A 16,522-nucleotide genomic window follows, 5' to 3' on the forward strand; every position below is an offset into this window, starting at 1 on the left:
GCTATTAAGGTTGCCGCTTAAATCCGCGCTATCCGCGTCTATTCTCAATTTAGGCGAATATTTTAAGATCAATCTGTTTAAACATTGCCTGGTAACCTGCTCTGGTAGGATGAGCTCCGTCTACGGCCAGAAGATCGGTGAGAATGTTGTTATTTTCATCGTAAAAAGCCTGAGCGAAATCAATGATTGGTATTTTTTGCTCCTTCGAATAATCATTTATCCAGGTTCTGATTCTCTGTATTAGACGCTCTATCTCCGGTTCATCGACAACGGTGGGTTGGCCTAAAATAACCTCTATATTGTTTTCCCGAGCTTTTTCTGCCATGGTTTTTAGGTTTATGGTAATCCGATCAAAACTATCTCTTATGACTATATCATTTATGCCTCCCATAATTATTATATGGGTGGGCTTATAACGCCTTACCACTTGGTTAAACCGCTGCAGCATCTGGGTGGTGGTATTTCCGGGAATACCTTGGTTGATTACCTGGCCGCCGATTACATTCTGCAACATGGTGGTCCAAGAGTGGCTGGGACCGTAAGGAAATCCATACGTTATGCTGTCTCCCAGGCAGACAATTTTAATATCGTCCAGCATTTAAAACCCTCCCCGAATTGCCGATCCAGTATATTAAAGTTTAACAAAAAACACTTATCGTTCCCAGAAATTAATTATGCTACTTTTAAAAAAGGTCTGCTGTAATAAGCAGACCTTTTAGGTTTGTTCGTTATTGTTCCAGGTGTTTTTCCATCTCTTTGATAACATCATTGAGTTTTTTTAAGTTTTCTCCGTAACCGGCCCAATCTCCCTGTTTTAGGGCCTGGTTAGCCTGGTCATAGTATTTACGGGCTAGTTTGGTTAATTGGGTTTGGTCAAAGGCAGTATCCCCACTGGGTTCTTCAGGTGGTTCCTGGGGTTTGTTAAGTTGACCCCCAAATATTTTAACCAAAGCATTTTCTAAATTTTCTTCCATAACTACCGTATTGCCGTACGCTGCTATGACCCGTTTTAATTCCGGCATTTTGCTGGCCTGAGCCTGTAAATATAGCGGCTCGATGTATAGTATGGAGTTATTGATAGGTATAACCAGAATATTACCTCGATAAGTACTTGAACCTCCTCGATTCCACAAGGCCAGTTGGCTGGATATTTCCGGATTTTGGTTTATGCGGGACTCTATCTGCATCGGGCCGTAAACCGTTTCCTGTTTGGGGAAGCGATAAACCAGTTTTTTACCGTAATTATCTCCATCCATCCGGGCACACATCCAAGCAATCATATTGTTTCTGCCATTAGGTGTATAAGGCAGCATCAATATATATTCCTCTTTTGCCTCACCCGGCAGGCGCATAATGATGTAATAAGGTTTTAGAATAGTTTCCTTGCCTTCCACTATTTCATTGGGCAGTACCCAACTGTCCTCTTTATTATAAAATACCCAGGGATCACTGATATGGAAGTTGCGGTATATCTCAGCCTGTATACTGAACATGTCTTCTGGATAACGGATATGGGCTTTAAGATCTTCCGGCATCTTTTCGATATCTTTATACAGCCGGGGGAAAATTTTCTGGTATGTCTTTATAATGGGATCATTTGTATTGGCCACATAGAAGCTTAACTCTCCCGTATAGGCATCACAAATGATCTTTACTGAATTACGAATATAGTTGTTGCCGTTATCATCAAAGGGTTGGGAGTATGGGTATTTGTTGCCATAAGTATAGGCATCCATCATCCAATAAAGCTTGCCATCATCGCCGATAACGATATAAGGATCATTGTCATAAGCCAGGTAAGGGGCTATTTTTTGGGTTCGATCAATTATATTGCGGTTCATCAATACTTGGCTGTCATTCGTAATGTTGCTGGCAAAAATCATTTTATAATCTTTAAGTTCCCAGCTAAGTAACAGGCGCCGCGCGATGGAATTTATCTTTATGCCTCTGTTGCCTTCATAATTGGTATAGACATTTTCCGCACCCATGGGATAATCAAATTCCTTCTGTTTGGCGTTGACCAGGACATAGTTGTCGGTTTTTTCCCCAAAATATATACCAGGTTTTTTTATCTTTAGATCAGTAGAAAATTGCGGGGGAATATCTTTCATATAGAAATGAGGAAAACCTTCCTGGGCAATTTCGGTAACCGGACTCATTACTAGCCCGTAGCCATGAGTATACATGAGCCGCTGATTAATCCAAGTCTTAGCTGCCGGAGACATGCCCGGACTTTCATAAATGTCTTCCATCTCCCGCGCTGAGAGCATAACCTGCTGATAACGTCCGTCTATAACGTAACGATCAATATCTACATCGTTAAAAGTGTAATATGGACGTAATTCCTGAAGGTTTTTATAGGTATCCTTCAACGGCTCCCAGTCCCACAGACGTATATTATCAACGGTAGGACGATTATTGTTTATATCTTCCATGGTAAGATTATAGTCAATCTTGAATTCCCGATTGTCAACCTCATTTAGTTCATAGGCCTCACGGGTCATTTTAATAGCCGTTTGCAGGTAAGGTTTCTCCTTGTTAAATTCATCCGGCTGCACGATAAATTTTTGCATCAGACCGGGGTAAATCCCTCCCAAAATAATACTGACAAGCAACCAGGTTCCGATGCTATATAATATCCAATTGACACGCTTGACAAATATATTGATGACGATCATTATTGCTACCAGCAGAGCAACCAGCATCAGTACCTTGTAGGCCAGCAGGCGGGCATTTATATCCGTATAGGTAGCACCAAATACTACCCCGTGGGAAGATGTGAGGACTCCATAGGCTGCCATTTGATAGCCCCAGGCTTTAAGGGCAAAAATGCTGGCTAATAAAACCGCTACGTGACTCTTGGCCAAGGTAAATTTTTTCCAGTCCAAGGCAAACAGTTCGGCAGTCGCACCGGCCATATAGAGCACTGAAACGGTTATAAGGGTAAGAACCAGGGTTATCATCAGGGTTCTGTAAACTAACTTGTAGAAGGTCAGATTAAAGAAATAAAACCCCAGGTCCTTGTTAAATATTGGGTCAACCTTTCCAAATGGTACTTTATTGATAAACTGTTGAACTACTATCCACTGATCGGTGAGGGTTGAACTTACAACATAGGCCAGAAACAGGCTGATAATAATGTAAACCCAGCGTGAAGCCTTGCCCTCCAGAAAACGAGTCCAACTGGATATTTCCTCGTGGAGGTAAATGATTTCCTGTCCATCATCTGTTTGCGTGGGACGCTTATTAGTATTTTTGTATTTTCTGGTTAACTGCAGATTGAGCCAAATAAACAAGAATGCAAAAAGAAAAACAACTACGTATAAGACAATTTTACTAATTATAGTGGTAGCAAAAATACTCTGAAAATCTAATGATGAAAACCATAACCAGTCTATATAGAAATGAGAAAACAGGGCTAGGGCAACCAGTATTAGCAGGAAAATAAGTAATTTTTTTAAACTGCGATTCGATTTTTTATTGTCCATATATGTCCCCCCAATTTTATATTAGTCAAAAGCCTTGGAAAAACTTACAACCTCCTTATTCAAGTGGTTTCTGTATAGATATCGGTAAGCAGGGTATCCTTGCGCAAATCAGCGCATTGACAGCTTTTATCATCGGGAAATCTACGCAGGCATTCTAATAATATTCTGCCTAATTCATAGCCTTCACTATAAAAGATAGCAGCCAATTCATCATGCCGCCAGGGGCTGACCACCCCCTCGGCATAATTTACCACTAGGTAAACACCGGCATAACAGGCCCCAATCTCACGGGCCAGATATACCTCAGGACAGATACTCTGACCAACAACATCCGCTCCTGCCAGTCTGAACATATTTACCTCGGCCGGGCTTTCAAAATGGCGGCCATCTGTGTTGGCGTAAATACTGCGTTCAAATACCCGTCCTCCCCATTTCTCATCACAGACGTCAATACATATGTTTCTAAGGTCGGGACAGATGGCTTCACGCATAATCAGTAAATGGCGATTTTCCAGGCCAACATCCTTGCGCATGGAAAAGTCCAGGTAATCATTAGGTATAACGAGATCCCGAGGGCGTAAAAGGTGATTAACGGCACCTACTCCCCCCTCAGCCAAAATAAACTTAACCCCGGCCTGTTTAAACACCCAGAAAATTTGGCGGGAGGCATCAGCGCGGCTAACCCCCTGACGCCAGCCATGCATGCGACAGGTCAGCACATCCCGTTTTCCCTCGTCACTAACAATAGTAAAGAGTTTAAACTCAGGACTGGGGCCAAAGGGGGTAGAAAAAACCATTTCGCTGGATTGCGTTTCTGCGTAGTCAAGCCCTAAATCTTCCGGCACCTGCAGGCTCAGGGTACTAGAACCCCCGATTAAGGCGAACTTACATGGCGGTATGTTCATTATAATGGTACCCCCTAATCGTTTTAATTGTACAATTTCAATATTTCATAGCGGGTATTCCTTTGGGCAGGTATCTTACCCGTTTGAGCTATAAGGCTAATGATTTCTTCTTCTAACATATTATGAGCAACCCCGGTTGCTCTTACTACGTTCTCTTCAATCATAACACTACCTAAATCATCTGCGCCAAAGAAAAGGGTCATCTGACCGATTCCTTTTCCCTGGGTAACCCAGGAACCCTGAATATGCGCAATATTGTCCAGGTAAAGCCGGGACAAAGCCAAAAATCTTAAATACTTTAAAGATGAGAATTTTGCGCCGGCCAATTTTGTATTGCCCGGTTGATATGTCCAGGAAATGAAAGCCCGAAAACCGCCGGTTTCATCCTGCAGATCGCGAATTTTGCGCAGGTGTTCCAGACGATGGTATATGTTATCCACACTCCCCATCATCATGGTAGCGGTACTTTCTAAACCAATTTCATGAGCCTGGTGCATCACTTCAAGCCATTGAGCACTGTTTATTTTTTGGGGGCTGATTTGTGAACGTACTGCATCATGCAATATTTCAGCTCCCCCTCCGGGCAGTGAATCAAGTCCGGCAGCCTTAAGCCTGTGCAATGTATCTTTTATGCTCAAATCAGAATTTTGGGCAATAAAATATATTTCCGGAGCGGTGAGGGAATGAATCGTTATATCGTATCTGGATTTGATGGATGCAAACATTTTTATATAATAATCAAGCTTAAGTTCTTCATTTAAGCCTCCCTGAATCATCACCTGGGTTGCGCCCAACTCAACCGCCTCGTCAATTTTCTTAAGCAGCGTTTTTTCATTCATCACATAGGCATCCGGGTCACCTTTTTGTCTGTAGAAAGCACAAAATCGGCAGCCACAGGAACAAATATTAGTATAGTTGATATTGCGGTCAATAACATAGGTAATCGTATTATCAGGATATAGACGGTCACGTATCGTATTGGCAGCCCCAGCAATCGCCAGCAGATCTCCCTGTTCATAAAGCTGGATAAAATCATCCTCAGTCATACGCCGGCCATCTAATATCCTGTTTAAGATCAAATTCGTACTCACAAGACCCGTACCCCCAATTATAACACCCGGTTTGTATCGCTTAAATCTCTAAAATATCTATGGGGGGTACTTCATCGATTAGTCCTAGTTTCTGGGCTTCTTTGTAATACTTTAGCAACCCCTCACGTTTGGTCTCATCAAAATCAAAACGCAGACTGCGGAAATAATCAACCAGGTAATCATCGGCAAACTCCTCCCACTGCGCAGCCTTGTGCGCACAGGCCTGAATATTGTCCAAACTGTAACGAATCGAATCGATAAAAGCATCCCGAATGTTTATTATCTGTTCCCGATTTTTATCGGCATATTCCTTGCGTATGGCCCATACCGCAAAGACCATCGGCAAATTACTATAATCTTTCCATTCTCGCCCCAGATCATATACATACAAACGCTTATCCTGGTTATATTTTGCCCGCAAAGCATCATCACCGATCAGCAATGCGGCCTCCGCTTCCATTAACATTGCCCCCAGTTCAGGGGCAGAAGTAAAATAGTCTGGAAAACTACGGTATTTTTTCGCCATTATGATTCGCAGCAAAGCCACCGAAGTAGCAGATATATTGCTTAGTGCTATCTTTTTACCGTCCAAGTCCTCTATCGGTAATTTGGAAAACAGGTATATGCTTTTTACTTCACCATCAGCACTGATGGATATATCAGGCATAAGGATATAGTCCTTGTAGTTGCGCGCGTAGGCGATCGAAGGAATCGGAGCCAAATCAAGAATATTTTCCATGAGCATACGATTTAAATCAGTGGGATTGCCCTTGATCAGATCTACTTCCAATAAAAACTTCTTTTCAATTAAACCATAAAAAAGCGGGAAACAGTTAATAAACTGAATATGCCCTACCCGAGGACGCATCATTAGCCAACACCTCGATCACAAAATTTATTAACGGGCTTAAATACAAAGTAATATATAATTAAAGAATCCTAACCTTTTAACTTTTAATTTTAATTTTCCTGAATCAGTTAGTATTCCTTGATAATATTATATAGAGTATCCCGTTCTACCGGGACAAAACCGGCTTCTTTGACCAAGCTTATTAATTCAGCCTTAGTTATTCCTTTTTTGGTAGCAGCACCCGCGGCATGCATGATCTTCTCCTCAACTACTGTACCGTCAATATCATCAGCGCCAAAGTTAAAAGACAGTTGGGCCACATCAATGCCCAGCATCACCCAAAAGGCCTTAATATGTTCGATATTATCCAACATCAACCGTGAGATTGCCATGGTTTTGATATCGTCCAATGCAGTGGTTCTTTTTAGATTACTAAGACGGGTATTGTCCGGCAAAAAAGGCAGCGGGATAAAAGATTGAAAGCCGGGATCTTGATCCTGCAGTGTCCGGAGACTAATCAGATGATCGATACGATCACTAAATGTCTCCACATGCCCGTAAAGCATGGTGCAATTCGTCTTAATACCTAACTGATGGGCCGTTCGATGGACATTTAGCCACTCATCGCTCCTCGCCTTATTGGGACATAATCGATTACGTATGTTATCATTTAGTATTTCCGCTCCCCCACCCGGCATTGAACCCAAACCTGCCTCTTTTAAAGCCTGCAGGATTTCCCTATGGGATAATCCCGTAATCTGCGCAAAATAATGAATTTCAACTCCGGTAAAGGCTTGAATATGAATATGCGGATAGGCGTCATGTAACCTTTTAATAACTTCTACATAGTAATCAAAAGGCATGTCCGGATGTAGAGCACTAACAATATGAAATTCGGTAATTCCCAAATTAACTGCCTGGGCACCGTACTCAAAAGCCTGATCGGTTGTCATCAAATAGGCAGTCGACTCGTTTTTTTCCAATCCAAAGGCACAAAACTGACATTTTGATACACAGATATTGCTTAGGTTTATATGACGATTCACATTAAAAAAGATATTATCTCCTGACACCTTTAACTTCTTATAGCGAGCTAATTCACCAATGGACAATAAATCATGACAGCTATAAAGATACAATCCATCTTCACGGCTTAATCTAATGTCGTTTTTAACCTTATCAGCTATTTCCAGCATCTTTCTATCCATCACAGCTCTCCCTAAACATTTTAATAAATATCTAAACTTTTGCTTACACCAAGAAAAACCGTATCTTTGACAATATTCTAAACAAATGTTTAGAATATAATAATTGAATTATTCTAATCGATAGTTGATTTTTACCCATGACGTCAATATCCAACATATGTTTACACTTTAAACATATGTTTAGGGTTTAAAAAGTCAATAAACATTGAAAAGATGCCTATAAAAATATATACGGCATCTTATTATTGGCTTAATTAAGTTTTCTTCTTATTTGCTGATTTTAAAAGCTGCTCAAAATCTTCCTCAGTAAATGCCAAAGCCCATTCCAGACGCTTAATCACTTCTTCGGTTTTGCCCTGTCCGGTATATAACAGTGGTTCGCACTGAAATCTTTCAATAAAAACCCATAATTCCAAGGCCATTTCTTCTAGTTCATCCAGTGCTTTTCTTAGTTCGTCCAGCTTGTTATCAGCCAGATGCTGTTTTAATTCTCTGGCTTTTTGATTAATGTCACTGATTGTTTCATTTATAATTCCCGCCGGCAGAAAATTTGTCATGTGCAAACCTCTTTTGGTCTATTATTGGGTTATAATTTCGTTGCCAGCAGTCAATATCCTTTTTTTATAGCTATTTTTTGAGTGCTAAACGCACAATCCTTTCTACCAGCTCTTCAAAACTCATGCCGGCTGCTCGAGCTGCATCAGGAACCAGACTCAATTCCGTCATGCCGGGTATGGTGTTAACTTCCAGCACATAGGGATATCCATTCTTATCCAACATAAAATCTATACGTGCGAAACCTTTGCAATTCATGAGCTCATATACCTGCTTACTGATATTAATTATGTTTTCCTCACTGATCCTGTCAATTCTTGCGGGAATAATATGTTCAAACATACCCTGTGTATATTTTGATTCGTAATCATAGAATTCGTTTTGGGAAGTAATTTCTATTATCGGCAATACTTCCGGCTGTTCATTGCCAAGCAGTGCTACGGTTAGCTCTTTGCCATCGATAAATTCTTCGGCCAATACTTCGTGGCTATATAAAAATGCGTTATTAATTGCACTTAAGATATCTTCTTCATTACGCACAATATACGTCCCAATACTGGAGCCTTGAGTAGCTGCTTTAATGACCATCGGCAGCCCGATTTCTTCTTTAAGGGTATGAATTGCGTCTGAATCAATTAAATCTTTTTTCTTCAGTATCTTATAGCCCGCAGTGGGGATTCCCTCATATTTAAACAGCTTTTTACTGAGCACCTTATCCATACATAGAACACTGCTGGTCAAACCGGAGCCGGTGTATGCAATATCCAAGCTATCCAGCAAACCCTGTACGGTGCCGTCTTCTCCGTTTTGACCATGTAGTGCCAAAAAAACCAGATCAGGTTTATCGATGAGGATTTGGTCAATTGCACTATGATTATAATCCAGCGCATAAGCTGGATAACCTAATGTCAATAATGCACTTAATACAGCTTTTCCGCTCCGTAATGAGACCTCCCTCTCTGCGGAAGTGCCGCCCATTAGTACCAGTATTCTTTCTTTGGACAATATTTCCACCACCTCTTCCATTATAAAAAACAATCTAACAGTTGGCTCAAGCGTTTGCATAGGTCACGAATACCTAATGCACTCGTAAATAAAAATCAATACTAAAAGTCTACAGCGAAACGGTTGCATATTCAACCAGCACTTTAATATGTTTTCTAGTATATATGCTGCCAGTTTGACTTACTTGCTGGTTTATTGCAGCCTTATAAAAATGCTTGGCTAAGGACAGACTAAATAGCATCTTGAATCAAAGTTATTTCTATGATAAAATTAACTTCGCTGAAGCGCTCAGCAAATAAAGGGGAGTAGCTCAATTGGCAGAGCATCGGTCTCCAAAACCGAGGGCTGCGGGTTCGATTCCTGTCTCCCCTGCCATATAAAGCAAGAAAAACCGGAATTTTAAATATCCGGTTTTTTATATTTATATAACTGGACAATCTCCCACTGTTGGCATTATAAAGAATAAAGGTGTTTACCTGTTAAAGGGTGCAGGGGGAAAATGCTGCACATTTCATCTAAAATCTGAATATTTGCCAGACCGACATTCATGACCGTATCATTGCCACCGTAATATATTGCTACCGTATCATCCCCTCCAATTAGTGCCCCACAGCTAAAAACTACATTAGGAACATGAACATAATCAGTTTTCCTTACTACACAATCACTTGCACCGGGCATTAATAACGGTTTGGCACTAATGCGCAGTTTTTTAGGATTTAATGGATCGTCCAGGTCATGAAATGCCACCCCTAAGGTATAAGGATTACCATCCATGGTGGAACGGACTCCATGAAAAACATTAAGCCAACCATAGCGAGTCTTAATAGGCGGAGCGCCCGGACCGATCTTAACCTGGAATGCACCCGGCCCATGACCGCTTCTCATGATTACTTTTCCGATTTCCCATGGTCCGGTAGGACTTGGCGCTAAACCGGTATATATTTCAGTAAATAAGCCGCCAATATGGCCGAAACCAAGATTTTCCCTGTTTTTGTCATTGGGCCGCAGCAAAGCTAACCAGGTATTATTATCGGGTTCAGGAAAAATAACTACGTTGCGCATATCTTGTTTAGATATGAAACCATAGCGAACAATTTCCTTAAAATCCTTGGTTACGGCCACCATTGCCTTGACCCTGTCAGTAATTTCTTCGTGGTAGGCACTGTAAGTCAATACATACCAGCCACCCCCAACAGGATTGACGCGAACATCTTCCACGCCGCCGGCTTCAGACTCGATAATAGAGGCAATATCGATACCTGCAGCGAACAGATCATTCCCCGTAGCAGGCAATAAAAATGGCTGAGGGTCTACCTTCCAACCATCTAAGCCATTGTCGCTTACAGCTTTTCCTATTAAGCTGCGACCATCGGCAATGTGGGAACGAAATAACATTATAATTTGTTTCTGGCCATGAACACCGGTTACCTCAGCCATTCCGGCATTATGAACCGTATAGGTATATAAACGCGCATCATTACCCCATATTTCATTAACGTCATGGCATGTTAAAATCGGGTTGCCCGGGTAACGTAAAACCGGTTCGTTAATCGTTACCGTTCCCTCAAATCCATTCCAGTTAACCTGCGCTTGCCTGCAGCCCATTTTTAATCTCCTTCAATAATCAGTCGTTTTAGTCCTGATAATAATTTATGATTATCATTACAATTCAATTTTATGATTATATAGCAGTACTGCAGCTATATACACTATTAATGTGCCTGCGAGTATGACCAGCGTATTTATACCTATCAACTTATTGAAAGCAGCCACACTGAAATAACATTGGTTCATATGCAGCTGGCTGAAGTTAGTCAATAGTTGGTGCCAGATAGGGGTCATTAGTTTACCCATCAGCCAAAACGTAGCTAAAAAACTGCCGGCTGTCACCACCCCGGAAAAACGCGTGACCATTTTGCCTAAAAGCTGGCTGAAAAAGCTGATAGCGATTAAGTAAGCCATTCCTGCCAGACTCATCAGGTAAAACAATCCCCCGGAACTGAGCATAGTTGATATGCGGGTATCTATTCCTGCGGCCTGTGCCTGTCTTAGGGTTTCTGCCAAACCTGGCTCGGGATACATCAATAACGTCAAAAAAATGCCTCCCGCAGTTACCGTAACGGTACCAATAAAATACTGGGTGAGCAGAGCCAGCAGTTTGGAGCCCAGAATACTTCCTCCCTTTACCGGCAAGGATAAGAGCAGGTAAATAGTATTGGAATTCCATTCCCGCCCCAGAAGTTTAAAAGAGGAAATAAACGGAAGCAGTACAACTAAACCCAGAATCATCATGGAAGGAACGATAATCATACCCGGATATTGGCGGAACTTAAAATAAAAGAACAGATCCAATACCAGAGTCGCTATCAGGACTATTAAAATCTCCGGGCGAAGTTCCCTCATTTCTTTGCTATAAAGCTTAAAAAATTTTTTCAGGCTACTAGTTTGCATTTCTAAAAGCCTCCTTCATTAACTCCACCAGGGACATATTTCTTTCTATCCGTAAATCTTCGGCGTTACCACTTAGCTTAACTTTTCCCTGATCCAGAAAAATCACCTCATCTACCAGACTTTCCACCTCGGCAATTTCATGGGTGGAAATAATTATGGTCTGTTCACCTTCGCGGTAATCCCGAATCAAAGTGTTAATAATCTCTTCCCGAGTTAATATGTCGATGCCGGATAAAGGTTCATCCATCAGCAGATAAGGTGCCCGCCGGCATACAGTTAAAAGGAGTTTGGCTTTAGCCCGCTGACCTTTTGAAATCTTGGCAATCTTCATATCTTCCTGTAGGTTAAGGAAGTTAATCAAATCCCGGTATTTGCCCTCATCCCAATCATCATAAAAGGTTCGGGTAAAATCGGCGGCCTGAGCGATATTCATCCAGGAATAAAGATGGTCTATTTCAGGCAAATATGCTAAATTCTTTTTCTTGTTCTGTGGGTCTTCCCCATCTACGCTAATTTCGCCCCGGTCAGGACGGTTAAGTCCCATAATGAGTTTGATACTGGTTGATTTACCTGCCCCGTTAGGTCCGAACAAGCCGATTATTTTCCCGCGGGGAAAGACTAGACTGACATCATTTAAGGCCATGGTACTGCCAAAACTTTTACTTACATTTTTAAACTCTATCATAATGTGCCCTCTCCTTCTCGGTTAGTATTTTCTTGCGAAAGTATTTTTAAAATATCCTCCCGGCTGTACCCCAGAGATTCCATTTCACTTATAAAATAATCGAGCAGGTTTACTGCCATTTCCATTTTAATCTCCTCCAACCGGTCGGCGGAGATGCTGATAAACGTTCCCTGCCCTCGTAACGTTTCTACCATATTCATACTCTCCATTTCCCGGTATGCCCTCTGCACAGTATTGGGGTTAACCTTGACCTGTTCAGCATATTCCCGCTGGGAAGGTATTTTATCCCCTTTCTTTAATTCCCCGCGGATAAGCTTTTTCTTAAAATCATCAATTATCTGTTTATAAATAGGCTGAGAATTGTTAAATTCCACATTTGCCCACCTCCTTTAGTGCACTAGGACAATAGTACACTAATATAATATTATCTTTATTTCTCTATGTCAATACTAATAAAACAACGATGGAGCAATTCTTTTGCTTACGTAGATTTAATCATTTCAGACTATGTTTTTGAATAAGAATATCAATACAGGATGTTTTCTATCGAAAGAGGTTTGCATATGAAAAAAGTGTCAGGCAGGACACTCGTCTTGCTACTCTTGATGTTTGCCTCGTTTTTTTTATTAATTAATAAAAGTTATTTGTTTAATAAGCAGCTTTTCGCAGAATCCATCGAAAAAAAAGCTGATCGAGGCAAAGATATTAACATTCTCTTGCTGGGGATTGACGCCCGTCCGGGGGAAAAAGTTGCCCGCAGCGATACGATCATTTTACTAAGTATACATCCCAGCATAAAAAAAGGGGTTCTGCTTTGGATACCTCGCGATACCAGACTTGATGCCCCTATCAAAGGCAGCTATAAGATAAATAGTATAAATTTTTATAAAGGTCCGGAAAAAACCTGTGAAGTAGTGGGCCAACTTCTGGACATTGATGTGGATTATTATATGACCGTAAATTTTAAAGGTTTTGAGAAGATCATTGATCAATTGGGCGGTGTTGATATGGATGTTGATATTAATCTATACAGTGCCCAATCAAATGTATACCTGCACAAAGGCCGACAGCATCTAAATGGTAAGGAAGCTTTAAAATATGTACGTTTTCGCAATTTTCCCAGTGCTGACCTGGGTCGCACTGAACGCCAGCAAAAGCTTATTAAAGCTTTGATGGAACGTATGTCTCAACCGATATTTATCATGAAAATCCCCGCACTTCTGCCTCAATTAGAGGAAAATATATCTACCAATCTATCTTTTAAAGATCTGCTCTATTTAAGTCAGATGGAATATCTTTTGAACTCAAACCATACTTACACCCAAACTTTGCCGGGTTACAATTACATTGACCGCCACAGCGGAGCCAGCTACTGGATCGTAGACCGCCAGGTGGCGGCCAGTGTTATAAAGTCAGTTATAAACGGTCACCGTTACAAAGTACAGGAAAAACCGTAACGGCAAATGGGATAAAAACCCAGCCCGTCAGCTATACATTTCAGTTTTTTATTGGGGTAAGCTAAAATAAAAAGTAGTTTCAAAACCCGGTTTGCTTTCGACCCATATTTTTCCCTGGTGGGCTTCGACATAGCCTTTGGCAATAGAGAGTCCCAGACCCATTCCGCCTGCAAGGCGATTACGGCTGTCGTCAAGGCGATAAAAGCGTTCAAATACGTGGGGCAGATTTTCGGCGGAAATTCCTGAACCATTATCTGTTATGGCAAATTGCAGATTATTATCCTGGCGGTTTATGGTTAAACTTACCATTCCTTCTTGGCCTGCATGTCGCATGGCATTGGATAATAAGTTCAGCAGAATCTGTAAAACCCGGTCAAAATCGGCAGTAATCTCATTAACATTATCATCGGCATTGATTGTAAAAATAATCCCGGTCTCCTGCATGGCTGTAACAACCGGGTTTAATCGCTCCAGCAAATCTTCAATTGAAAAAGTAGATAAATGCAAAACAACTGCCTGATTTTCAACTTGTGATAAGTCCTCCAATTCCTTGATGAGGCGTGTGAGGCGTATCACTTCATCCAGCAGCAGCGCAACATTCTCTGGAGTTGCATTAATACTGTTATTCTGCATTGCTTCCAACTGTCCCCGCAGCAGAGTTAACGGTGTACGTAATTCATGCGATATATCCAAAGTCAGCCGGCGTCTATTTCTATCATAATCCTCCAGCTTTTGAGCCATACAATTAAAATCTCGCCCCAATTCTAAAAACTCTTGATCCCCCTTAAGTTCAATCCGTTTATTGAGTTTGCCCTGGGCTACTTCATGTATAGCAGAGGATAAATCAGCTAACGGCAAACTTATGCGTTTACCAAGCAGTAGCCCCAGTAGTAGTGCGATTAGGCCTATACCCAGAGCCAGCACACTAGTACTAACTGTTAATTTATTAATAAAATCGTTTTCCATTGAAGCCAGGCCCGAGCCGAGCGGACTAATCAAATATAATGTTCCTATCTGTTTATTGTCAATTTGCAAAGGGCGGGAGCTAGCCTGCCATGAGCCTAATTCAAGCGGCTGTCCTACCAGCAGTCCTTGGGTATCAGCCATGACCATCCCTTTCGTATCAGCCACAATCAGTCGTTGCCCCGGCCGAATTTTACCCAGAGGAATTTGCTGACCACGGTGATACCATCCCATGCCATTGCCCCTGCTTTTTCCTTTATTATTGGGTTTAAACTCCAGATATTCCTGCAATCCCTCAATTCCATACAGGCGGTAATAATCACTTATTATCGGTACATACTGTTCCAGCATGGCCCGGTCGTATTTATTTATATAGGCCGAAAATTGTTGTCTGGTCATAATCAACATGGTCAGACTGGTGATAATTACCGCCATTATTGATACCGCTACCATTGTTGAAGTGATTCTATTAGCCAAACCAGGTTTTTTCATCCCATCATTCCCCTGCGACCAACTTGTATCCTATACCGTAAACGGTTTTTATGATAATTTCGCTTTTCTGGGTAGCATCTATTTTATGACGGAGATTACTGATATGCGTATCTATGGTTCTTTCATATCCCTCATACATATCTCCAAATACCCTTTCCAAAATATGTAGCCGCGAGAAGACTTGCCCGGGGTTTTCCGCCAGTAACATAAGAATCTTATATTCCGTGGAGGTTAAGTTGAGTTTTACATCCGCGATCGAAGCTTCCAACTTCTCAGGGTAAATTGTCAAATTATTAAATGTAACACTGGTAACTTGCTCCGCATAGCGGCCGCGACGCAGCACTGCCTTAATTCTTGCACATAGTTCCCGGGGTGAAAAAGGTTTGGTCATATAGTCGTCAGCCCCCAGTTCCAGTCCTAATAATTTATCAACTTCATCTGCCCGGGCAGTCAGAACAATGATAGGGGTATTATCTTTTTGACGAATCTTTTTTAGTACTTCCCAACCTGATATGCCTGGCAGCATCAAATCCAGAACCACCAGATCTGGTTTAATATCCTGCCAGAACTGGATTGCCTCCAGGCCATTTGCAGCCGGGACTACCTTCCAGCCTTCCTGACGGATTTGCTGAGCTAATATATCTCTGAGTTTTTTTTCATCTTCAACCAGCAAAATTAGTAGTTCCATGGCATTTCTCCTTATTGGCTTGAAAACAATTTGGCGGAAACTTGTAAAAATTATAACATCATAATACTGTATTCCCTAATAAAACAAAGGTACCCATTTTTGATAACGGGTACCCAATATAAGATATAGCGCTTTACTTGGCAGCATTTTCTGCATATGGACAGTTGGCGCTTTTCTGCCCGCAGGCTTTCCCCATTCCCTGTCCCATACCGCCCATTCTTTTGTTCTGGTATTGACCATTACCAGGACCGGTAGTGGTGCGTTCAATATTGCTTTTAACTCTTGCCTGCATGTTAGTCAGGCAATTTTGATACTGTTCATCAGTTATCTTTTTATCTGCCTTGAGTTGATCAAGAGTGGCGGTTCTGGAGGCGGTTATTTCATTAATTAAAGTCTGCTCGCTGATTCCCTGGGATTTTGCAATGGCGGCCAGAGATTTTCCTTCCTGTCTTAGGCTGCGTACGTCTGCTGCATCCATACCGGTCAAATCAGCTACAACCCGAAGGGCAATCTGGTTCTGTTTTTGACCCGCTACGATTCCCGTACGTTCAGGGCCATTTGGGGAATTGCCTGTTCCGTTGGCAGCTGATGCACTGGTAACCAAACCTACCAACAACAGTAAAGATAGAGCTGCCACAATCAAATTTAATCCTCTTTTTTTCATGATCATACCTCCAATTA

16 protein-coding genes and 1 tRNA gene are annotated in these 16,522 nt (G+C 41.6%); 2 read left to right on the forward strand and 15 right to left on the reverse strand.

Annotated elements, in window-relative coordinates; translation table 11 throughout:
- Positions 1–49: 49 nt before the first annotated feature.
- The 8 genes from AAV90_RS00130 to AAV90_RS00165 form a co-directional block, all read right to left on the reverse strand.
- Positions 50–598, reverse strand: a complete 549-nt coding sequence (locus AAV90_RS00130) for a GDSL-type esterase/lipase family protein (RefSeq protein WP_052729491.1) — start codon at positions 596–598, stop codon at positions 50–52.
- 130 nt (positions 599–728) lie between these two features.
- A complete protein-coding gene (locus AAV90_RS00135) occupies positions 729–3,488 on the reverse strand; it encodes a UPF0182 family membrane protein (RefSeq protein WP_046494552.1) in 2,760 nt (919 codons plus the stop codon).
- A 59-nt stretch (positions 3,489–3,547) separates the two neighbouring features.
- Positions 3,548–4,393 (reverse strand): phosphorylase family protein, encoded by an 846-nt coding sequence (locus AAV90_RS00140; RefSeq protein ID WP_046494554.1) that lies wholly within the window; start codon positions 4,391–4,393, stop codon positions 3,548–3,550.
- Between the two features lie 23 nt (positions 4,394–4,416).
- Positions 4,417–5,484 carry a cyclic dehypoxanthinyl futalosine synthase gene (gene mqnC / locus AAV90_RS00145; RefSeq protein WP_242847447.1) on the reverse strand — a complete coding sequence of 356 codons (1,068 nt, stop codon included), beginning with the start codon at positions 5,482–5,484 and terminating at the stop codon, positions 4,417–4,419.
- Positions 5,485–5,524: 40 nt separating this feature from the next.
- Positions 5,525–6,355 carry a menaquinone biosynthetic enzyme MqnA/MqnD family protein gene (locus AAV90_RS00150; protein ID WP_242847448.1) on the reverse strand — a complete coding sequence of 277 codons (831 nt, stop codon included), beginning with the start codon at positions 6,353–6,355 and terminating at the stop codon, positions 5,525–5,527.
- 107 nt (positions 6,356–6,462) lie between these two features.
- Complete coding sequence (gene mqnE / locus AAV90_RS00155; protein ID WP_046494556.1) at positions 6,463–7,542, reverse strand: aminofutalosine synthase MqnE; 1,080 nt, start codon at positions 7,540–7,542, stop codon at positions 6,463–6,465.
- Between the two features lie 254 nt (positions 7,543–7,796).
- Positions 7,797–8,099: a hypothetical protein gene (locus AAV90_RS00160; RefSeq protein WP_046494558.1), complete on the reverse strand. Its 303-nt coding sequence runs from the start codon at positions 8,097–8,099 to the stop codon at positions 7,797–7,799.
- A gap of 70 nt (positions 8,100–8,169) precedes the next feature.
- The gene (locus AAV90_RS00165; protein ID WP_046494692.1) at positions 8,170–9,123 is read right to left on the reverse strand and encodes a D-alanine--D-alanine ligase family protein; all 954 of its coding nucleotides are present in this window, start codon (positions 9,121–9,123) and stop codon (positions 8,170–8,172) included.
- A gap of 278 nt (positions 9,124–9,401) precedes the next feature.
- On the opposite strand from AAV90_RS00165, the gene AAV90_RS00170 reads away from it, so the two are divergent.
- A tRNA-Trp gene (locus AAV90_RS00170) sits at positions 9,402–9,477 on the forward strand.
- Positions 9,478–9,555: 78 nt separating this feature from the next.
- On the opposite strand, the gene AAV90_RS00175 is transcribed toward AAV90_RS00170, so the two are convergent.
- From AAV90_RS00175 to AAV90_RS00190, 4 genes are read right to left on the reverse strand one after another with little or no spacing between them, the layout of a single operon-like run.
- Positions 9,556–10,710, reverse strand: a complete 1,155-nt coding sequence (locus tag AAV90_RS00175; RefSeq protein ID WP_052729492.1) for a glycoside hydrolase family 130 protein — start codon at positions 10,708–10,710, stop codon at positions 9,556–9,558.
- Positions 10,711–10,767: 57 nt separating this feature from the next.
- Complete coding sequence (locus AAV90_RS00180) at positions 10,768–11,556, reverse strand: hypothetical protein (RefSeq protein WP_046494560.1); 789 nt, start codon at positions 11,554–11,556, stop codon at positions 10,768–10,770.
- Positions 11,546–12,241 (reverse strand): ABC transporter ATP-binding protein, encoded by a 696-nt coding sequence (locus AAV90_RS00185; protein ID WP_046494562.1) that lies wholly within the window; start codon positions 12,239–12,241, stop codon positions 11,546–11,548. Before AAV90_RS00185 ends, AAV90_RS00180 begins: the two co-directional genes overlap by 11 nt.
- The gene (locus AAV90_RS00190; protein ID WP_046494565.1) at positions 12,238–12,615 is read right to left on the reverse strand and encodes a GntR family transcriptional regulator; all 378 of its coding nucleotides are present in this window, start codon (positions 12,613–12,615) and stop codon (positions 12,238–12,240) included. The genes AAV90_RS00185 and AAV90_RS00190 overlap by 4 nt, the downstream gene beginning before the upstream one ends.
- A gap of 189 nt (positions 12,616–12,804) precedes the next feature.
- Here AAV90_RS00190 and AAV90_RS00195 point away from each other — a divergent pair, with 189 nt between their 5' ends.
- On the forward strand, positions 12,805–13,698 hold the full coding sequence (locus AAV90_RS00195) for an LCP family protein (RefSeq protein ID WP_052729493.1): 894 nt from the start codon (positions 12,805–12,807) through the stop codon (positions 13,696–13,698).
- A 48-nt stretch (positions 13,699–13,746) separates the two neighbouring features.
- Here the strand turns inward: AAV90_RS00195 and AAV90_RS00200 are convergent, their stop codons facing one another.
- The 3 genes from AAV90_RS00200 to AAV90_RS00210 all read right to left on the reverse strand — a co-directional run bounded on the left by AAV90_RS00200 (position 13,747) and on the right by AAV90_RS00210 (position 16,505).
- Positions 13,747–15,153: a sensor histidine kinase gene (locus AAV90_RS00200; RefSeq protein ID WP_046494567.1), complete on the reverse strand. Its 1,407-nt coding sequence runs from the start codon at positions 15,151–15,153 to the stop codon at positions 13,747–13,749.
- Positions 15,154–15,157: 4 nt separating this feature from the next.
- On the reverse strand, positions 15,158–15,841 hold the full coding sequence (locus AAV90_RS00205) for a response regulator transcription factor (protein WP_046494569.1): 684 nt from the start codon (positions 15,839–15,841) through the stop codon (positions 15,158–15,160).
- A 133-nt stretch (positions 15,842–15,974) separates the two neighbouring features.
- A complete protein-coding gene (locus tag AAV90_RS00210; RefSeq protein WP_046494571.1) occupies positions 15,975–16,505 on the reverse strand; it encodes a hypothetical protein in 531 nt (176 codons plus the stop codon).
- Between the last annotated feature and the right edge of the window lie 17 nt (positions 16,506–16,522).

The organism is Syntrophomonas zehnderi OL-4 (assembly GCF_000983115.1).
Classification (GTDB): Bacteria; Bacillota; Syntrophomonadia; order Syntrophomonadales; family Syntrophomonadaceae; genus Syntrophomonas_B; species Syntrophomonas_B zehnderi.